This is a genomic window from Micromonospora sp. NPDC005161 (genome assembly GCF_053599855.1).
Map to the genome: position 1 here is coordinate 41,110 of NZ_JBSFYQ010000043.1, position 14,113 is coordinate 55,222.

General features: G+C 72.9%; 16 protein-coding genes and 2 tRNA genes. 8 read left to right on the top strand and 10 right to left on the bottom strand.

All coding sequences use genetic code 11. From position 1 onward, the window contains the following. Positions 1–28: 28 nt before the first annotated feature. Positions 29–1,171 (bottom strand): LolA family protein, encoded by a 1,143-nt coding sequence (locus ACWD5O_RS30250; protein ID WP_450087408.1) that lies wholly within the window; start codon positions 1,169–1,171, stop codon positions 29–31. Between the two features lie 95 nt (positions 1,172–1,266). Here ACWD5O_RS30250 and ACWD5O_RS30255 point away from each other — a divergent pair, with 95 nt between their 5' ends. Further along, positions 1,267–1,923 carry a response regulator transcription factor gene (locus tag ACWD5O_RS30255; protein WP_354962994.1) on the top strand — a complete coding sequence of 219 codons (657 nt, stop codon included), beginning with the start codon at positions 1,267–1,269 and terminating at the stop codon, positions 1,921–1,923. A 173-nt stretch (positions 1,924–2,096) separates the two neighbouring features. Then, on the top strand, positions 2,097–3,461 hold the full coding sequence (locus ACWD5O_RS30260; RefSeq protein ID WP_450087419.1) for a sensor histidine kinase: 1,365 nt from the start codon (positions 2,097–2,099) through the stop codon (positions 3,459–3,461). Positions 3,462–3,480: 19 nt separating this feature from the next. On the opposite strand, the gene ACWD5O_RS30265 is transcribed toward ACWD5O_RS30260, so the two are convergent. Both ACWD5O_RS30265 and ACWD5O_RS30270 read right to left on the bottom strand, forming a co-directional pair. Next, positions 3,481–5,157: a tetratricopeptide repeat protein gene (locus ACWD5O_RS30265; protein ID WP_450087409.1), complete on the bottom strand. Its 1,677-nt coding sequence runs from the start codon at positions 5,155–5,157 to the stop codon at positions 3,481–3,483. A gap of 57 nt (positions 5,158–5,214) precedes the next feature. Further along, positions 5,215–5,676 (bottom strand): MarR family winged helix-turn-helix transcriptional regulator, encoded by a 462-nt coding sequence (locus ACWD5O_RS30270; RefSeq protein WP_450087420.1) that lies wholly within the window; start codon positions 5,674–5,676, stop codon positions 5,215–5,217. Between the two features lie 49 nt (positions 5,677–5,725). Here ACWD5O_RS30270 and ACWD5O_RS30275 point away from each other — a divergent pair, with 49 nt between their 5' ends. Further along, positions 5,726–6,247 carry a VOC family protein gene (locus tag ACWD5O_RS30275; protein WP_450087410.1) on the top strand — a complete coding sequence of 174 codons (522 nt, stop codon included), beginning with the start codon at positions 5,726–5,728 and terminating at the stop codon, positions 6,245–6,247. A 24-nt stretch (positions 6,248–6,271) separates the two neighbouring features. Then, entirely contained in the window at positions 6,272–7,162 is an 891-nt protein-coding gene (locus ACWD5O_RS30280) for a hypothetical protein (RefSeq protein ID WP_450087411.1), read from the top strand. Positions 7,163–7,255: 93 nt separating this feature from the next. On the opposite strand, the gene ACWD5O_RS30285 is transcribed toward ACWD5O_RS30280, so the two are convergent. The 4 genes from ACWD5O_RS30285 to ACWD5O_RS30300 form a co-directional block, all read right to left on the bottom strand. Beyond that, positions 7,256–7,435, bottom strand: a complete 180-nt coding sequence (locus ACWD5O_RS30285) for a DUF4236 domain-containing protein (RefSeq protein WP_089016974.1) — start codon at positions 7,433–7,435, stop codon at positions 7,256–7,258. Positions 7,436–7,586: 151 nt separating this feature from the next. Further along, positions 7,587–8,105 (bottom strand): GNAT family N-acetyltransferase, encoded by a 519-nt coding sequence (locus tag ACWD5O_RS30290; protein ID WP_450087412.1) that lies wholly within the window; start codon positions 8,103–8,105, stop codon positions 7,587–7,589. Further along, positions 8,105–8,560 (bottom strand): RrF2 family transcriptional regulator, encoded by a 456-nt coding sequence (locus ACWD5O_RS30295; protein WP_354962990.1) that lies wholly within the window; start codon positions 8,558–8,560, stop codon positions 8,105–8,107. The genes ACWD5O_RS30290 and ACWD5O_RS30295 overlap by 1 nt, the downstream gene beginning before the upstream one ends. 7 nt (positions 8,561–8,567) lie before the next feature. Continuing rightward, the gene (locus ACWD5O_RS30300; RefSeq protein WP_450087421.1) at positions 8,568–9,530 is read right to left on the bottom strand and encodes a helix-turn-helix transcriptional regulator; all 963 of its coding nucleotides are present in this window, start codon (positions 9,528–9,530) and stop codon (positions 8,568–8,570) included. Between the two features lie 227 nt (positions 9,531–9,757). Here ACWD5O_RS30300 and ACWD5O_RS30305 point away from each other — a divergent pair, with 227 nt between their 5' ends. Next, positions 9,758–10,534 carry a glucose 1-dehydrogenase gene (locus ACWD5O_RS30305; protein WP_450087413.1) on the top strand — a complete coding sequence of 259 codons (777 nt, stop codon included), beginning with the start codon at positions 9,758–9,760 and terminating at the stop codon, positions 10,532–10,534. 115 nt (positions 10,535–10,649) lie between these two features. Here ACWD5O_RS30305 and ACWD5O_RS30310 read toward each other — a convergent pair whose 3' ends face one another. Next, positions 10,650–11,081 (bottom strand): SsgA family sporulation/cell division regulator, encoded by a 432-nt coding sequence (locus tag ACWD5O_RS30310; RefSeq protein ID WP_007457244.1) that lies wholly within the window; start codon positions 11,079–11,081, stop codon positions 10,650–10,652. A gap of 294 nt (positions 11,082–11,375) precedes the next feature. On the opposite strand from ACWD5O_RS30310, the gene ACWD5O_RS30315 reads away from it, so the two are divergent. From ACWD5O_RS30315 to ACWD5O_RS30325, 3 genes are all read left to right on the top strand, one after another. Next, positions 11,376–12,005 carry a TIGR02611 family protein gene (locus ACWD5O_RS30315; protein ID WP_450087414.1) on the top strand — a complete coding sequence of 210 codons (630 nt, stop codon included), beginning with the start codon at positions 11,376–11,378 and terminating at the stop codon, positions 12,003–12,005. Between the two features lie 50 nt (positions 12,006–12,055). Further along, a tRNA-Val gene (locus ACWD5O_RS30320) sits at positions 12,056–12,130 on the top strand. Positions 12,131–13,061: 931 nt separating this feature from the next. Then, positions 13,062–13,139, top strand: a tRNA-Tyr gene (locus ACWD5O_RS30325). Between the two features lie 172 nt (positions 13,140–13,311). Here the strand turns inward: ACWD5O_RS30325 and ACWD5O_RS30330 are convergent. Then, entirely contained in the window at positions 13,312–13,731 is a 420-nt protein-coding gene (locus ACWD5O_RS30330; protein ID WP_450087415.1) for an ASCH domain-containing protein, read from the bottom strand. 112 nt (positions 13,732–13,843) lie between these two features. Next, the coding region (locus ACWD5O_RS30335; protein WP_450087416.1) for an integrase core domain-containing protein at positions 13,844–14,113 on the bottom strand (270 nt) is incomplete at its 5' end.

Consider the following 14,113-nt stretch of genomic DNA (forward strand, 5'->3'; position numbering starts at 1 on the left):
GTCGACCCGGCGCGACAACACCGGCAAATCAGCCGCGGGCGACCTGGTACAGCCGCTCCGGGGTGACGGCGCCGGCGAGCACCCGGCCGTCGTCGGTGAGCAGCACGCTGAACAGCTTGCCGGCGAGCAGCCGACCGCTGCCCCAGTCACCACTGACCGCCGTCAGCCCACCGAGGAGCTTCGACACGTCGACGTCCGGCGTACCGGCCGGCTTGTCGCGGGCTGGCTTGTCGCCGGCCGGCTTCTCGGTGGCCGGCTTGCCGCCGACGGCCCCGTCGAGGCGGGCCACCAGCACGGTGGTCCAGCCGGTGCCCACGGCGCGTACCTGCGGATCACCCGCCGGCTTGGAATGGTCGGGCCGGCCCGCGGGCCGCTGCTCGGCCGACTCCTCGGTGACGGTCACACCGGGCGGCGGGTTGAAGGTGAACTGGTCGGCGGCTGGGCGTTGGTAGTCGACCTGGGTGAAGGCCACCTCGAACGCCGGCTGGTCGCTGCCCGTGGCGAGCACCTCGAAGCGCAGCGGCACGTGCTGCTTGGCGTCGATGGCGATCCGTAGCTGGTGCACCAGCGAGTCCTTGTCGCGCGGCTGGAGCACCAGCTCGTACGCGTCCCGCCCGGCGACGGTCGCCGACCGGCCGACGCTGACCTCGGTGCTCGGGTCGACCGCGCGCAACGCCAGGTCGGCTGCCTCCTGCGGGGTTGCCGGCAGGCTCGGCGCCGCCTCGGGCGCCGGACCCCCGGCCATGGCGTCGCCCAACGTGACGTGGCGGGCGGTGTTGCCGCGGCTCTCCCAGCTCCACACGTCCCGGCCGTTGCGGATGATGTCCTGCTCGCCGAGGGTGTCCAGCAGCGCCACCCGCTGCCGCTCCGGGCCGGAGTACCAGACCCGCAGGGTGTGCGTGCCGCTCAACAGGGTGGTCAGGTCGTTGCCGGGGACCAGCCCGACCAGCGGCGGCAGGCCGAGGTCGGCGCGCTGCACGACCGTGCCGGACAGCCCCTCCAGCCGGGAGGTCTGCAGGTCGACCAGAAGCTGGGCGGCGGTGCGCGGCGGCAGGCTCGGTTCGGCCTCGGCGGCGAACGTGCCGATCGCGGCGCCGCCACCGATGACGGCGACGGCGGCGGTCGCCGGGACCAGCCAGCGCAGGACGGGACGGCTTCTCAGAACGGACATGTGGTACCTCCTGCCGACCATCCTGCCCTCTCGGCGCTGTGAACACGCTGAGGACGCCGATCCGCCTGCTTTGACCCAGGTGGCACCCTTGAGTCGTGCGGTTGCTGGTGGTGGAGGACGAGGCCCGGTTGGCGGCTGCGCTGCAACGCGGGTTGCAGGCGGAGGGGTTCGCGGTGGACGTAGCGGCGACCGGCCCGGCCGGGTTGGACGCCGCCCGGCACGGCGGGTACGACGCGATGATCCTCGACGTGATGCTGCCCGGCCTGTCCGGTTACGAGCTGGTCCGGCGGCTGCGCGCGGAGGAGCACTGGCTGCCGGTGCTGATGCTCTCCGCGAAGGACGGCGAGTACGACCAGGCCGACGGCCTGGACTGCGGCGCCGACGACTACCTCACCAAACCCTTCTCGTACGTGGTGCTGCTGGCTCGCCTGCGGGCGTTGCTGCGCCGGGGCGCGCCGGAACGCCCGGCGGTGCTGGCCGTCGGCGACCTGCGACTGGACCCGGCCCGGCGGCGGGTGACCCGGGCCGACGCCGAGGTGACGCTGACCGCGCGGGAGTTCGCGTTGCTGGACTACCTGATGCGTCGACCCGGCCAGGTGGTCTCCAAGATCGAGCTGCTGGACCACGTCTGGGACGCCAGCCTGGAGACCGCGCCGAACGCGGTCGAGGTGTATGTCGGCTACCTGCGTCGCAAGCTCGGCCGGGACCGGTTGGAGACCGTCCGGGGCGCCGGCTACCGGCTGGCGACGTGAGCACGGACGTACCGGCCGACCTGACGGCCGATGGGCCGACCGCGCCCGAGGACGCCGCGCCGACCGCCGATCGCCGGGGGGCCTCCGCCGGTCCGGCGACCTCGGCCGGTCCGGGGCGCGCCGGCCGGAACTGGCGCAGCCGGCTGCCGGTGCTCGGGCTGCGCGGCCGGCTCATGGCGATCGGGGTGCTCGGCCTCACCGTGGCGCTGGCCCTCGGCGGGGTGGTGCTGCTCGGCGCGCTCGGCTACGTGCTCCAGCGCACCGTGGACACCGAGGCGTTCCGGACCGCCGACGCCGTCTCCCTGCTCGCCGCCGAGGACGCGCTGCCCGACCCGCTGCCGGTGGCCGGCGGGCAGGTCCGCGTCCAGGTGATCGACACACAGGGGCGGATCCGGGCCGCCTCGATCGACGCGGACCGGCTGGTCCCGATGGTCCGCCCGGAGCGGCTGAACGGTGACCGCCGGCAGCGGCTGGAGGTGCCGGCGGAGCGGGTCGGGCTCGCGGGCCCGGTCCGGGTGGTCGCCGTACCGGCCGGCACCGCGGCCGACCCGCTCACCGTGCTGGTCGCCCGCTCGATGGCCGATGTGCGGCACAGCACGCACGTGGTCCGGACCATCCTGCTGGTGGCGTTCCCGCTGCTGGTGGCCGTGCTGGCCGCGGTGGCCTGGCGGGTGGTGGGCGCGACCCTGCGGCCGGTGGAGGCGCTGCGCCGGGGTGCCGAGGAGATCACCGGGCGGGCCGGGACCGGGCGACTGCCGGTGCCCGCCTCGGCCGACGAGATCCACCGGTTGGCGGTCACCCTCAACGGGATGCTGGGCCGGTTGGAGTCCGCCCGGGCCCGGCAGCGGGCGTTCGTCTCCGATGCGGCACACGAGTTGCGCAGCCCGTTGACCAACATCCGGACCGAGCTGGAGGTGGCCCAGCGCCTCGCCGGCCGGACGGACTGGACGGCGGTGACCGCCAACCTGCTCGCCGACACCGATCGGCTGAGCCGACTGGTCGACGACCTGCTGCTGCTGGCCCGCCTGGACGAGACGCCACCGGCCCGGGGGACCGGGCCGGTGGAGCTGGGTGCCCTGTTGACCGAGGTCGCCGCCCGGTACCCGTCGCCGCCGGTGCGGGTGGTGCCGCCGCCCGGCCCGCTGTGGACGGTCGCGAACGCCGACGAGCTGCGCCGGGTGCTGGCCAACCTGGTCGACAACGCGGTCCGGCACGCGTACGGCGCTGTTCTGCTCGCCGTGGAGGCGACACCGGCCAGGAACCAGGAGGCCGCGTACCACCTGGTGACGGTGACCGACGACGGCTCGGGGATTCCGGTGGCCGACCGGGACCGGGTCTTCGGCCGGTTCACCCGTCTGGACGACGGGCGGGCCCGCGACGACGGTGGGGCCGGCCTCGGCCTGGCCATCGTGTGGGAGCTGGTCCGCCGCGCCGGCGGCAGCATCACGCTGACCGACGGCGACGACCAGCAAGGCCTACGGGTACGTCTGCTGCTGCCGGCGTTGCCAACCGACGAGGAGCCACGGGCCGGCCGCTGACCGACGCGGCTCAGCACGCTCAGTGGCGGCGGGTGCAGACCTCGTCGGCGCTGGCCACGGTGTCGGTGGACCAGACGACGGCCACCGTGAAGCAGTAGTCGTTGGCGCGGTTGAGCGCGTAGACGACGAAGCTGGTGGCACCGGCGGGCAGCGTGGCGATGGCGTTCTTACCCTGGCCGGCCCGGCCGGCGGAGACGACCACCGGCCCCTCACCGCCGGCCGGGTAGGTCCAGCGCAGGGCGATGTTGTCCCGGTTGTCGCGCAGGGCCACCGCGCCCGGTGGGGTGCCCGGCGCGGCCGTGGGCGGCGCCGCGCCGGAAGGGGAGGCACTGCTGCTGGCCGGCGCGCCCGTGCCGGTCGGACCGGCGCTCGGGGAGGCGGTGCCCGGGCCGGGACGCTGGTCGTCCCCGTCGCCGACCCTCGCCACCCCGGCGATCACCGCCGCGGTGCCCAGCAGCACCACGACCACGCCGGCCACCAGCACCGGCACCAGCCGGTTGCGTCGCGGTGCCGATGCCCGGTGCACGGGCACCGGCAGCAGCCGGGACGGTGTGTACGGCTCAAGCGGCGCGTACGGATCCGGCGGCGTGTACGCGCCGGGCGGCGTGTACGGCTCGGACGGCTGGTACGGCTCGCCTGGCCGGTGCAGCCGGTACACCCCCGACGCCTCTTCCGCGCCGCCCGCGAGCCCGACCACGGACGGGGGGACCGGTGTGTCGGTGGACTGGCGGGCGGGCTCGTCCGCCGGATCGGATGGCCACGTGAAGCCCACCGACCCACCCGGTTCGTCGGCCGGCGACCGAGGACTCGGCACCGCGCCGCCGCCGGCCACGCCCCCATGGCCGGCCAGCGCCTCATCGTCGCCGATGGCAGGGCCGGCCGCCGGATCGGCGTGCTGGGGCGGGGGAGCGGGTGGGTGATAGCCGGACCCGACCGGCCCGTCCCCGTGTGACGGGGCCCGGGCGGCCGGCACCACGGGGCTGTCCCGGGGCGTCTCGTCGGCGCAGGCGTGATCGGGGTTGGCCGCCGCCCGAGCCAGCGCCGCCACCTGCACGGCCAGCGGATCGTCGGCGGGCAGGTGCTGTCGGCACAGCTCGCGGGCCAGCGCCAGGTTGTCGTGCGCCTCGGCGAACTGCCCACAGTCGCGCTGCATCGCGCCGAGCCGGGCCAGCATCTTGATGCCGCTGGGATGCCCGTCGCCGTACACCTCGCGGTGCAGCTCCCAGGCGTCCTGGAGCCGGTCGCGGGCCACCGTGCACTGGAAGCGGGCGTACTCGACGGTGGCCAGGTCGGCGTGCGCGGCGAGCACCCGCAGCGACTCCGGGCCGTCCTGCGCGGTCAGCTCGATGATGACTTCCTGGTAGAGCCGGGCGGCCCGGGAGTGGCTGCCGACCCGGTGCAGCACCGCGGCCAGGGTCGCCGCGGCAGCCACGGTGCGCGGGTCGGAGCGGCCGTGCAACCGGGTGGTGGCCGCGTACGCGAAGGCGGCCCAACCCCGGGCGGAGTGCGGCTCGCTGAGCGCGACCAGCACCCGCGCCTGGAGGCTGGCGGCCTCGGCCAGCTCGGTAGTGGCGTTGGCCGGGCGCGGGTCGGCGTCGGTGAGCGCGTCGGAGAGCAGCCGCTGTGCGCCGGCCAGGTCGCCGGCGGACACGAGGTGGTGCGCCTGATCAGTCAGTTTGCCGAAGCCGGAGGGCACGCCCCATCGTGCTCATCCGACGACGGTAAGTACAAGACCCGCGCCCGTGTCGATCGGTCAGGATCTGCTCAGGTGCTCGGCCAGCGTCTCGCTGATCCGGCGCAGCTGGTCGACCTGGGCCGGGCTCAACGCGTCGAACAGGTGCTGGCGTACGCCCTCGACGTGGCCGGGGGCGGCAGCGGCGAGGGTGGCGAAGCCGGCGTCGGTGAGCAGTGCGACCTGTCCGCGCCGGTCGGTGGCGCACTCCTCGCGGCGCACCCAGCCGGCCGCCTCCAACCGGGCCACGGCGTGCGAGAGTCGGCTCCGCGACGACCCGGTCGCCTCGGCCAGGTCACTCATCCGCAGTCGCCGGTCGGGGGCCTCGGAGAGCCGGACCAGGATCTCGTAGTACGCGTGCGGCATCCCCGCGTCGCGTTGCAGCTCGCGGTCGAGCGTGTCCATCAGCGCGCGGGAGGCGGTGAGGAACGCCCGCCAGGTGCGCTGCTCGTCGGAGTCCAGCCAGCGGGTCATGACCGTCATCATACCCGCAATGGTTGAGGGTTCAACTAAACCGCGTTAGCCTGGAGCCATGGGAATCCATCGACTCAACCACGCCGTCCTCTACGTCAGTGACCTCGCCCGCAGCGTCGCTTTCTACCGCGACGTGCTGGGCTTCCGCCCGGTGGCGATGACCCCGGACGGATTCCGGGGCGCCACCTTCCTCCAGGCCCCCGACTCGACCAACGACCACGACCTCGGCCTGTTCGAGATCGGCGCCGGCGCCGGGCGGTCGACCGCCGGCCGCGCCACCGTCGGGCTCTACCACCTGGCCTGGGAGGTGGACACCCTCGACGAGCTGGCCGCCACCGCCGAGCGGCTCTCGGCCGCCGGCGCTCTGGTCGGTACCTCGGACCACGGCACCACCAAGAGCCTCTACGGGCAGGACCCGGACGGCCTGGAGTTCGAGGTGGTCTGGCTGGTCCCGGCCGACCGGCTCGACGACGACGCGCTGGCCGCCCGCAAGCGGATCGGCCGGCTCGACCTGGCCGCCGAACGGCAGCGCTACGGCAGGCAGACCCGCGGCGGGGTGGGGATCTCCGTCCCGGCCTGACCGCTCGTAGGGTAGAACGGACCGATGTCGACCGACCGGACCACCGACTTCCTCCGCGAGCTGCTGGTCCGCCAGTTGACGACCTGGCTGCCCGCGGCCCTGCACCGCTCCCGGCGGGCCACCATCGCCCTCGCCTGGGCCGGTGACGACGCCGGCGGCGCCGAGGCCGCGCTGCGGGTGGTCGCCGGGCACGCCGACCAGGTGCGCGGCCGGCGGGTGACCGTGCTGGTGCTGGCCGACGGCGCCGCTGACCTGCCGACCCGGCTCGGCCCGGTCGAGGCGGAACTGCCCGCCGAGGTCACCGTGCACCTGCTGCCGGGCGTCCCGGACCGGCTGCCGGTCGCGGTGAAGGCGGCCGGCGCCGCCGGCTCTCCGCTGTTCTGCTTCCTGGACCTGCCCGGCGCCGTGGCCCCGGAACTGGTCACCGCCGCGAGCAACGGCCGCACGGGGGAGCTGTTGCTGCACGCCGACAGCGGCACCCGCGCCGCGCTGGTCGGCGCCGGCTTCCCGCTGGTCGCCGAGGTGGCGCCGGTGCTGCCCGACGGTGCGGCGGCGGGCGTGATCGCGTTCGGCAGCCGATCGGACCGGAGCCTGGAGGCCGTCCGCGACGCGCTCTGGGCCGTCGGCGCGGACCTCGACGTGCGCCTGTCCGACCCGGCCGACCCGGCGGGCGCGCCGGTCGACGTGGCCGGCGACCCCGACCCCGAGCCGCTGGCCCGCGAGCTGCTGGCCGAGCTGCGCCGGGGCGGGCCTCGGCCGCTCACCGAGCTACGCCGGCACACTCTCACCGCGACCGTCTACCGTGCCTCCGACGCCACCCGGGCACTCACCGCCCTGCTCGACGCGGGCGACGTGCGCCGCGAACGCGAGGCCGGCCGGCTGGCCGGCGACGAGATCATCAGTTCGACGCGCTGAGCGCGCCCGGCCGCCCCGGTCGGTGTCCGACCGCCCGCGGACGCCGAGCGGGGTGCCGGTGAATCACCGGCACCCCGCTCGACTCCCGGGACACTACGACCGGGACTTGTCCTGCTTCCAGGACAGCGGACCCGGCAGGTCGACCCGGTGCGCCCGAGCCCTGGAGTTCCAGGACCAACGCCCGATCTTGATGCTCCACGAGGAGAAGCCGTTCTCGGTGAAGTTCAGGATGATCGGACCGATCTTCTTGCGCTTGCGAAACATGAGGCCCATCGGAGGACTCCCCTCGTCACCGTTCCCTGCCGTGTCGAGATCGAACATTCCCGAACCGGTGAATTCCGAAACCCACTCGGTGTCCGGCATGGACGGTTGCCCGATGCGGCGTCGCGGTCTCCATTCCGGAGGCGAGCTGGGGCCCGACGGCTCAGGCCGGGACGGGGTTCTGGTCCAGCGCGAGGACCCGGGTGACGCTGCCGTCCTCCTCGGTCACATCCTGCTGGTGGACGAAGCCGAGCTTGGCCAGCAGCCCGAGTGAGGCGTGGTTGGCGTCGGCCACCGTGGCGTACACCCGGGGCAGGTCGAGACGGTCGAAGCCGTACCGGACCAGCGCGGTGGCCAGCTCGGTGCCCAGGCCGCCACCCCACGCCGGCTTGGCGAGCGCGTAGACGAGCTCGTGGCCCTCGACGTCGTCGGTCCGCTTGATCTCGGCGTGCCCGACGTAGCGGCCATCCCGACGGACCGCCCACACGTCGAAGAGGTCGTCGGCGTAGACCCGGCTGAACACCCGCCCGAACAGGTCGCTGGCGTCCGCCTCGGTCATCGGACCATCGCCCATGAACCGGCCCACCTCGGGGTCGGCGAGCAGCGCGACGAAGTCCTCGGCGTCGGCCGGTCGGTAGGGCTCCAGCAGCAGACGGTCGGTGCGCAGGGTGGGCGTGGGCATCAGCGGGGCTCCCAGGCGTCAGGCAGAGCGGTGAGCTTGCGGACGTGGGCCGGCAGCCGACCGCTGATGATCGCGGCGAGGCTCACCTCGTCGACCACCCGACGGACCGCGGCGCGTACCGCCACCCAGAGGCCGGGCAGGTTCTCCGCCGCGCCCTCGTACCGGGTCTCCTCCGGGCGCAGGCCGCGTACCCCGGCCAGCGGACCCTCCACGGCGCGCAGCACCGCGCCGACGGTCACCTCGCGCGGCGGACGGGCGAGCGTGTAGCCGCCCTCGGCGCCACGCTGGGCGCGGACGATGCCGGCCCGGCGCAGATCGGCCAGGACCGCCTCCAGGAACTTGCGGGGCATGTCCTGCTCCGCGGCGATGGCCTGGGTGGACAGCAGCGAGGGGTACGCGGTGGCGAGGCTCAGCGCCGCCCGTACCGCGTAGTCGCCGCGCGCGGAGATCTGCACCCTGCCATCATGCCCGGCTGGCGCCGATGCCCGGTCCCGCGGGCTGTCCGGGTGGGGCGGCGTGACCGCCGTTGGCCGGCTCGCCGGGGGCACCGGGGCGGAACCGACCGGCATTGGCGGTCGCCGCTTCGGCCGGCGAGCGGGGCCGGACCACCCGGGCGGCGGCCGGCTGGTCCCGGGCGGCCCGGAACGCGCCGGGGCTGAGCCCGATCTCCCGGGTGAAGAAGCGGCCGAAGTTGGTGGGTTCGGAGAAGCCCAGATCCCGACCGATCCGGGCGATCGGCTCGTCGGTCGCGGCGAGCAGCCGTCCGGCCTGCAACGCGACCCGCTCGTCGATGACCTGCTTGGCGCTGCGCCCGGTGACGGCCAGGCAGGCCCGCGTCAGGGTCCGTACCGAGCAGCCGAGGGCGGCGGCGTAGTCCTCCACCCGCCGGGTGTACTGGTAGGCGTGCTCCACCTCGCGGCAGAACCGGTGGAACGTCTCCGCCTCGGGCCGGCCACCCGACCGGTCCCCGCCGGGCAGCGCCAGCCGCAGCAGCAGCACGGCGAGCTGGTGGCGGAGCAGGGCGCGACCGGCGGGGGTGTCGCGGTGCCGCTGGCAGTCCACCGCCAGCTGGCTCACCTCGCTGATCACGGCGTCCTCGTCCTCGCCGGCCAACTGCCGCCAGGTCGGCGGCGCGTCCGGGTCCACGTCGAGACCGCGCAGCGCCTCGGAATCCCAACCGACCACGGTGGCGTCGAACTGTGGGCCGGCGCAGCGCAGCACCTGGCCGGCGCGCACCCGCAGCAGCGTGCCGGGCCGGCACGGCAGCAGGTGGAAATCCAGCTCGGCGTCGCCGTGCCCACGGGTGGTGAGGATCAGCAGCTCCCGCTCGACGAACACCGGACGGCGCCAGCCCCGGTCGCCGGCCAGGTCGGCCAGCGCGAACGTGGCGACCTCGTCGGGGACGGGTGGCGCCGCTCCGATCATTGCCGCAGGAAGGGGACCGGTGGAGACCATCGCCTGCGACGGTAGCCCGAACCGCAGGTCACCGCATCCCGGCCACCGGCGGATCCGGCGCGCCGCCACGGGCTTGTCGCGGTCCCGGCGGCCGGGCTACGTTACCCGGCGGTAGCGCCGTCCGGTCTCCGGTCCGCCCGGCGCCCCGCCGGCCGCCCGCCGGACCGGCGGACCCGCCGACTCGCGATGGGATGGGCATGACGCAGCTGTTCTCGGTCGAAGGCAAGACGGTCCTGGTCACCGGCGGGTCGCGGGGGATCGGTCTGATGATCGCCCAGGGCTTCGTCCGGGCCGGCGCGCAGGTGATCATCTCGTCCCGCAAGGCGGACGTCTGCGAGGCGGTCGCCAAGGAACTCTCCGCCGAGGGGCGCTGCGAGGCGATCCCGGCCGACCTGGGCGCAGACGCCGGGGCCGAGTCGCTGGCCGCTGCCGTGCGGGAGCGCTTCCCCCGCCTCGACGTGCTGGTCAACAATGCCGGCGCGACCTGGGGCGCCCCGCTGGAAAGCTACCCGGAGGCCGCGTTCGACAAGCTCTGGGCGGTCAACGTCAAGGCCGTCTTCCGGCTGACCACCGCGCTGCTGCCGGCGCTGCGCGCCGCCGCCAGCGCCGACGACCCGGCCCGCGTGATCAACATCGGGTCGATCGACGGCATCCGGGTGCCGTGGATGGAGGTGTACGCGTACTCGGCCACCAAGGCGGCCGTGCACATGCTCACCCGCAGCCTGGCCCACCAGTTGGCCGGCGAGCAGATCACCGTCAACGCGATCGCACCCGGCCCGTTCGAGAGCAAGATGATGGCGTTCGCGCTGAACGACCCGGCGAGCCGGGCCAGCATCGAGCAGCAGGTGCCGCTGGGCCGCATCGGGCGTCCGGAGGACATGGCCGGCACGGCCATCTACCTCTCCTCCCGGGCCGGCGCGTACCTCACCGGCGCGGTCATCCCGGTCGACGGCGGCATCACCACGCACGGCTGAGCACCGGCCGACCCGGGGCGGGCGGGCCCGCGTACCTCCCGGGGTGTGCCGGAGCCGCGCGGTCGGCAGATCCGCGCGGCCCCGGCATGGCCGGTGTTGCCCGTTCGGGCGGTGGTCAGCGACCGGCGAGCAGCCGGTTCACCGCCGTGTCGACGTCCAGGTGCTCGGCCTCGCGGCCGCGCGGGACGACGACGTAGGTCCGTCGAAGGAAACGCACCAGGACGCTGCGCGGCACCTCGAAGAGGGCGTTGCCGTCCGGTGACGACAGGGCCAGCGCGACGAAGTCGCCGCGCGGGGTGGCCCAGGGCCAGACCCGCACATCACCGATGCCGGCTGGCTCGTCCAGGCCGGTGACGAGCAGTTCGCGAGCGAAGGACCAACTCACCGCCTCGCCGCCAGCTGATTCGGCATGGAACAGGACATGGACCGCATACGGGTCAGCAGGGTCGTAACGCAAACTGGCACGCACCGGCAATGCGGTGGCGTCAGGTGCGACGAGCCTTAGCGACGTCTCGACCTCTACGGTCGTCGGTCGGATGACACTCATGGACGTTCTCCCCCCGGCACCGCTGCGGAACGCGCGTGTCCCGCTTTTCCCATACTCAGGTGCTACTCCTGGCTACGCTCCGCCATACGCTGACTTCACCCAGTGGTGGGAAGGGGGACGGAAAGGCCGCGTGAATGTGAGGATTCATGTAGGATTTCCGGTTCTGCCCAGTGCGTGATCCCGCCCGGCATCGGGTGGCTCAGTCGTCGACTTACTCCGGTAACGTCCAGTCGGCCGTTGCAGTGACGGGCCCGAGCGACACTGGGGGGTGAAATGGTCGCGAAGCGATCCTCAGTGGATCCGGCAGCGGCGTCCGGTCCGCCGAACGTCGCGGTCCGAGCAGCCGAAAAGCGGGGGTACGCAGTGCCAATGGAGCAGCCCGAGCGGTCCGGTCGGCCGGCGTCCGAGCCCGGCCGCCCCGGTGCCGGAGAAGCGGGCCGTTCTGGCGCCGTTGGCACGGGCCGCGCCGTCCGGGACGGCGCCGGCCGTGCCGGTGGCATCCTCGTGGTGGCGGACCCGCCGCGGCGCCCCAACTGGCGGGAGCGGATCTCCACCACCCTCGACCTGATCCGGGCCAACCCCACCGGCCGGATCACCCTCAAGATCTTCATTGCGATCGCCGGGGCGCTGGTCGTGACCATCGGCATCGCCCTCATCCCGCTACCCGGGCCGGGCTGGCTGCTGGTCATCGCCGGGCTCGGCATCTGGGCCGTCGAATACCACTGGGCCCGCCGGCTGCTCGGCTTCACCCGCCGACACGTGCACGGCTGGACCAACTGGGCGAAACGCCAGTCGCTGCCGGTGCGAATCGTGCTCGGCTCCGTCGGCCTGGTCTTCGTGGCCGTGGTGGTGTGGCTGTCACTCAAGTACAGCCTCGGCATCGACGTGGTGGCCGCCGCGATGCACTACCTCGCGACGCACTGACCCCGGATTTCCGGTCTGGTTCCACGATCGGGTAGAGTCAGCGGCGCTGAGGGCGATTAGCTCAGTGGGAGAGCGCTTCGTTCACACCGAAGAGGTCACTGGTTCGATCCCAGTATCGCCCACCATGAATATCCACAGGTAGGAAGCTCGTTGCCGGAGTAGCCGGTAACGAGCTTTTCTGCTATCGACCCTTACTTGGGAGCAGTTTGGGAGCAGGGCGCCGAGTGACCCGACCCGCCGTACCCGGCGGCTTTTCGAGCAGGACTGGGCGTGGGCCCGGTGGGGTCTCGGGCTGGTAGGGGAGAAGCAAGATCGGGAAGGTGGCGCCCACGGTGGTGGTCCCCACTCGTCGAGTCTGGACCGCTGCGGTCGTGGAGGTCGTCCAAGGTGCCGCCGCTGAACCGGCGCTGCGCCTTTCCTTCATTATCCGTGGCTACATTGGACTCGCGCCGTTGGTGGCGCCGATGCTGGCCGCCTGGCGGCACTGACGATGAGGCGGCGGCCCACATCGGCGACCGGCATGGCTCGGTCGCGCCGAAGCACTTGAGTCCCTTCGATCTGGAACGCGCGACCAGCCTTGAATGCGAATCCGTGCTGGCGTGATCTTGCCGGCCAATGCAGTCATCGAGCGGGCGGTCGCGGCGGACCTGATCATGCTGAAAGGGCGGCGAATCGCGGTGCCGGCGCGGCATCGGTCCGGTGCCCGTCACGCTGCTACCAGCAGATAGGGAGCATCGGACTACGGATCAGAAGGTTAGGGGTTCGAGTCCCTTCGGGCGCACAAGATCAAAGGGCGTCTGACCTGCTAAAACAGAGGTCAGGCGCCTTTGCCGTTCGTCACCGGTGAACGCATTGGTGCTCCAATGGTGCTCGTACGACGAGCGTGTCCTACGTCCGAGCCTGTCCGTCACCGTCCGCTTGGGTAAGGCTTGGTCGATCTTGATGCCACTATGCTCTGCGTGTAGGCGGGGGCGAGCTGTCCACCGCGCTCGTGCAGGGCGCCGTTACATCACGGCGGGCAGCAACGAGACCTGGAGTTGACGCCGCGCGATGCAAGGCGAGCTGGCCCGCTCAACTGCGACGGACTGTAAATCCGTCGCGAAAGCTTCAGAGGTTCGAATCCTCTACCCGCCACACGGTGCGAGAACGGCCCCTGACCAGCAGAAATGCGGTTGGGGGCCGATCTTGTCTGGTCCCGCTGAGTCCAGCGATTACCCGCCGTCGCTCACCGTCTGGGGGCGTATCCGGGGGGAGGATCGGGCGCCTGGCTCATGGGTCGGGAAATCGGACAACCGTCGGCGCCGGCTCAGACGCTGTGCACCAGCCGGAAGCGTTGGGTCAGCACCAGGGTGTCGTCCTCGACGGTGAAGCCGGGGTCGCCCAGCTCTGCGCGCACTTCCGCGCTGTGCCAGAACGTCTCGTGCCCGGCCCGCCACTGCGCGACCGACTCATCTCCCTCGCCCTCGTCGAGAGCGTGTTGCAGGTCGACATCGGCGAGCCGGACCGCCCGCACCTCCGTCAGCTCGATCACCGCGACCCGCCGGTCCTCGGAGTCCACCACCGCCGATCGCTGGCCGACCTCGGGCAGCGGCTCGTTCGCGCGCTCGTATCCGAGAACCAGGGCGGAGGTCGAGGTCTTCGCGCCGGACAGGATCGCGGCCACCAGCTTGTCCCGCAGCGGCCCGGGGAACGCGAACTCCGCCCGCCGAAGATCATCAAGGTCCATGCCAGGAAGGGTACGCGAGCGGCTAGCGGCGACTGACGTCTCCCTTACAAGGCGCTTTCGGCGAGAGTCGTCGCGTCCACAGTGTCAAGCCCCGGGTTTGGTGGAGAGTTGGTTAGCTGGTTTTCAGGGGTGCGGTGACCGGTTGGGTCATCGCGTGTAGGGCCTCGTGTTCGGCGGGCGGGATGTGTCCGAGTTCGCCGTGCAGGCGGCGGTTGTTGTACCAGTCGATGTACTCGAGGGTGGCCATCTCCAGGTCGTCGAGGCCGCGCCACGGACCTCGGTTGCGGACGAGTTCGGCCTTGTAGAGCGAGTTGAACGCCTCGGCCATCGCGTTGTCGTACGAGTCGCCCTTGGAGCCGACCGAGGCGACGGCGCCGGCCTC

Bases quoted from the DNA above. Each gene is read 5' to 3' on its own strand.
- ACWD5O_RS30250 (WP_450087408.1), bottom strand. From the start codon at position 1,171: ATGTCCGTTCTGAGAAGCCGTCCCGTCCTGCGCTGGCTGGTCCCGGCG.
- ACWD5O_RS30260 (WP_450087419.1), top strand. From the start codon at position 2,097: ATGGCGATCGGGGTGCTCGGCCTCACCGTGGCGCTGGCCCTCGGCGGG.
- ACWD5O_RS30270 (WP_450087420.1), bottom strand. From the start codon at position 5,676: ATGACGGTCATGACCCGCTGGCTGGACTCCGACGAGCAGCGCACCTGG.
- ACWD5O_RS30275 (WP_450087410.1), top strand. From the start codon at position 5,726: ATGGGAATCCATCGACTCAACCACGCCGTCCTCTACGTCAGTGACCTC.
- ACWD5O_RS30280 (WP_450087411.1), top strand. From the start codon at position 6,272: ATGTCGACCGACCGGACCACCGACTTCCTCCGCGAGCTGCTGGTCCGC.
- ACWD5O_RS30285 (WP_089016974.1), bottom strand. From the start codon at position 7,435: ATGGGCCTCATGTTTCGCAAGCGCAAGAAGATCGGTCCGATCATCCTG.
- ACWD5O_RS30290 (WP_450087412.1), bottom strand. From the start codon at position 8,105: ATGCCCACGCCCACCCTGCGCACCGACCGTCTGCTGCTGGAGCCCTAC.
- ACWD5O_RS30300 (WP_450087421.1), bottom strand. From the start codon at position 9,530: ATGATCGGAGCGGCGCCACCCGTCCCCGACGAGGTCGCCACGTTCGCG.
- ACWD5O_RS30305 (WP_450087413.1), top strand. From the start codon at position 9,758: ATGACGCAGCTGTTCTCGGTCGAAGGCAAGACGGTCCTGGTCACCGGC.
- ACWD5O_RS30310 (WP_007457244.1), bottom strand. From the start codon at position 11,081: ATGAGTGTCATCCGACCGACGACCGTAGAGGTCGAGACGTCGCTAAGG.
- ACWD5O_RS30330 (WP_450087415.1), bottom strand. From the start codon at position 13,731: ATGGACCTTGATGATCTTCGGCGGGCGGAGTTCGCGTTCCCCGGGCCG.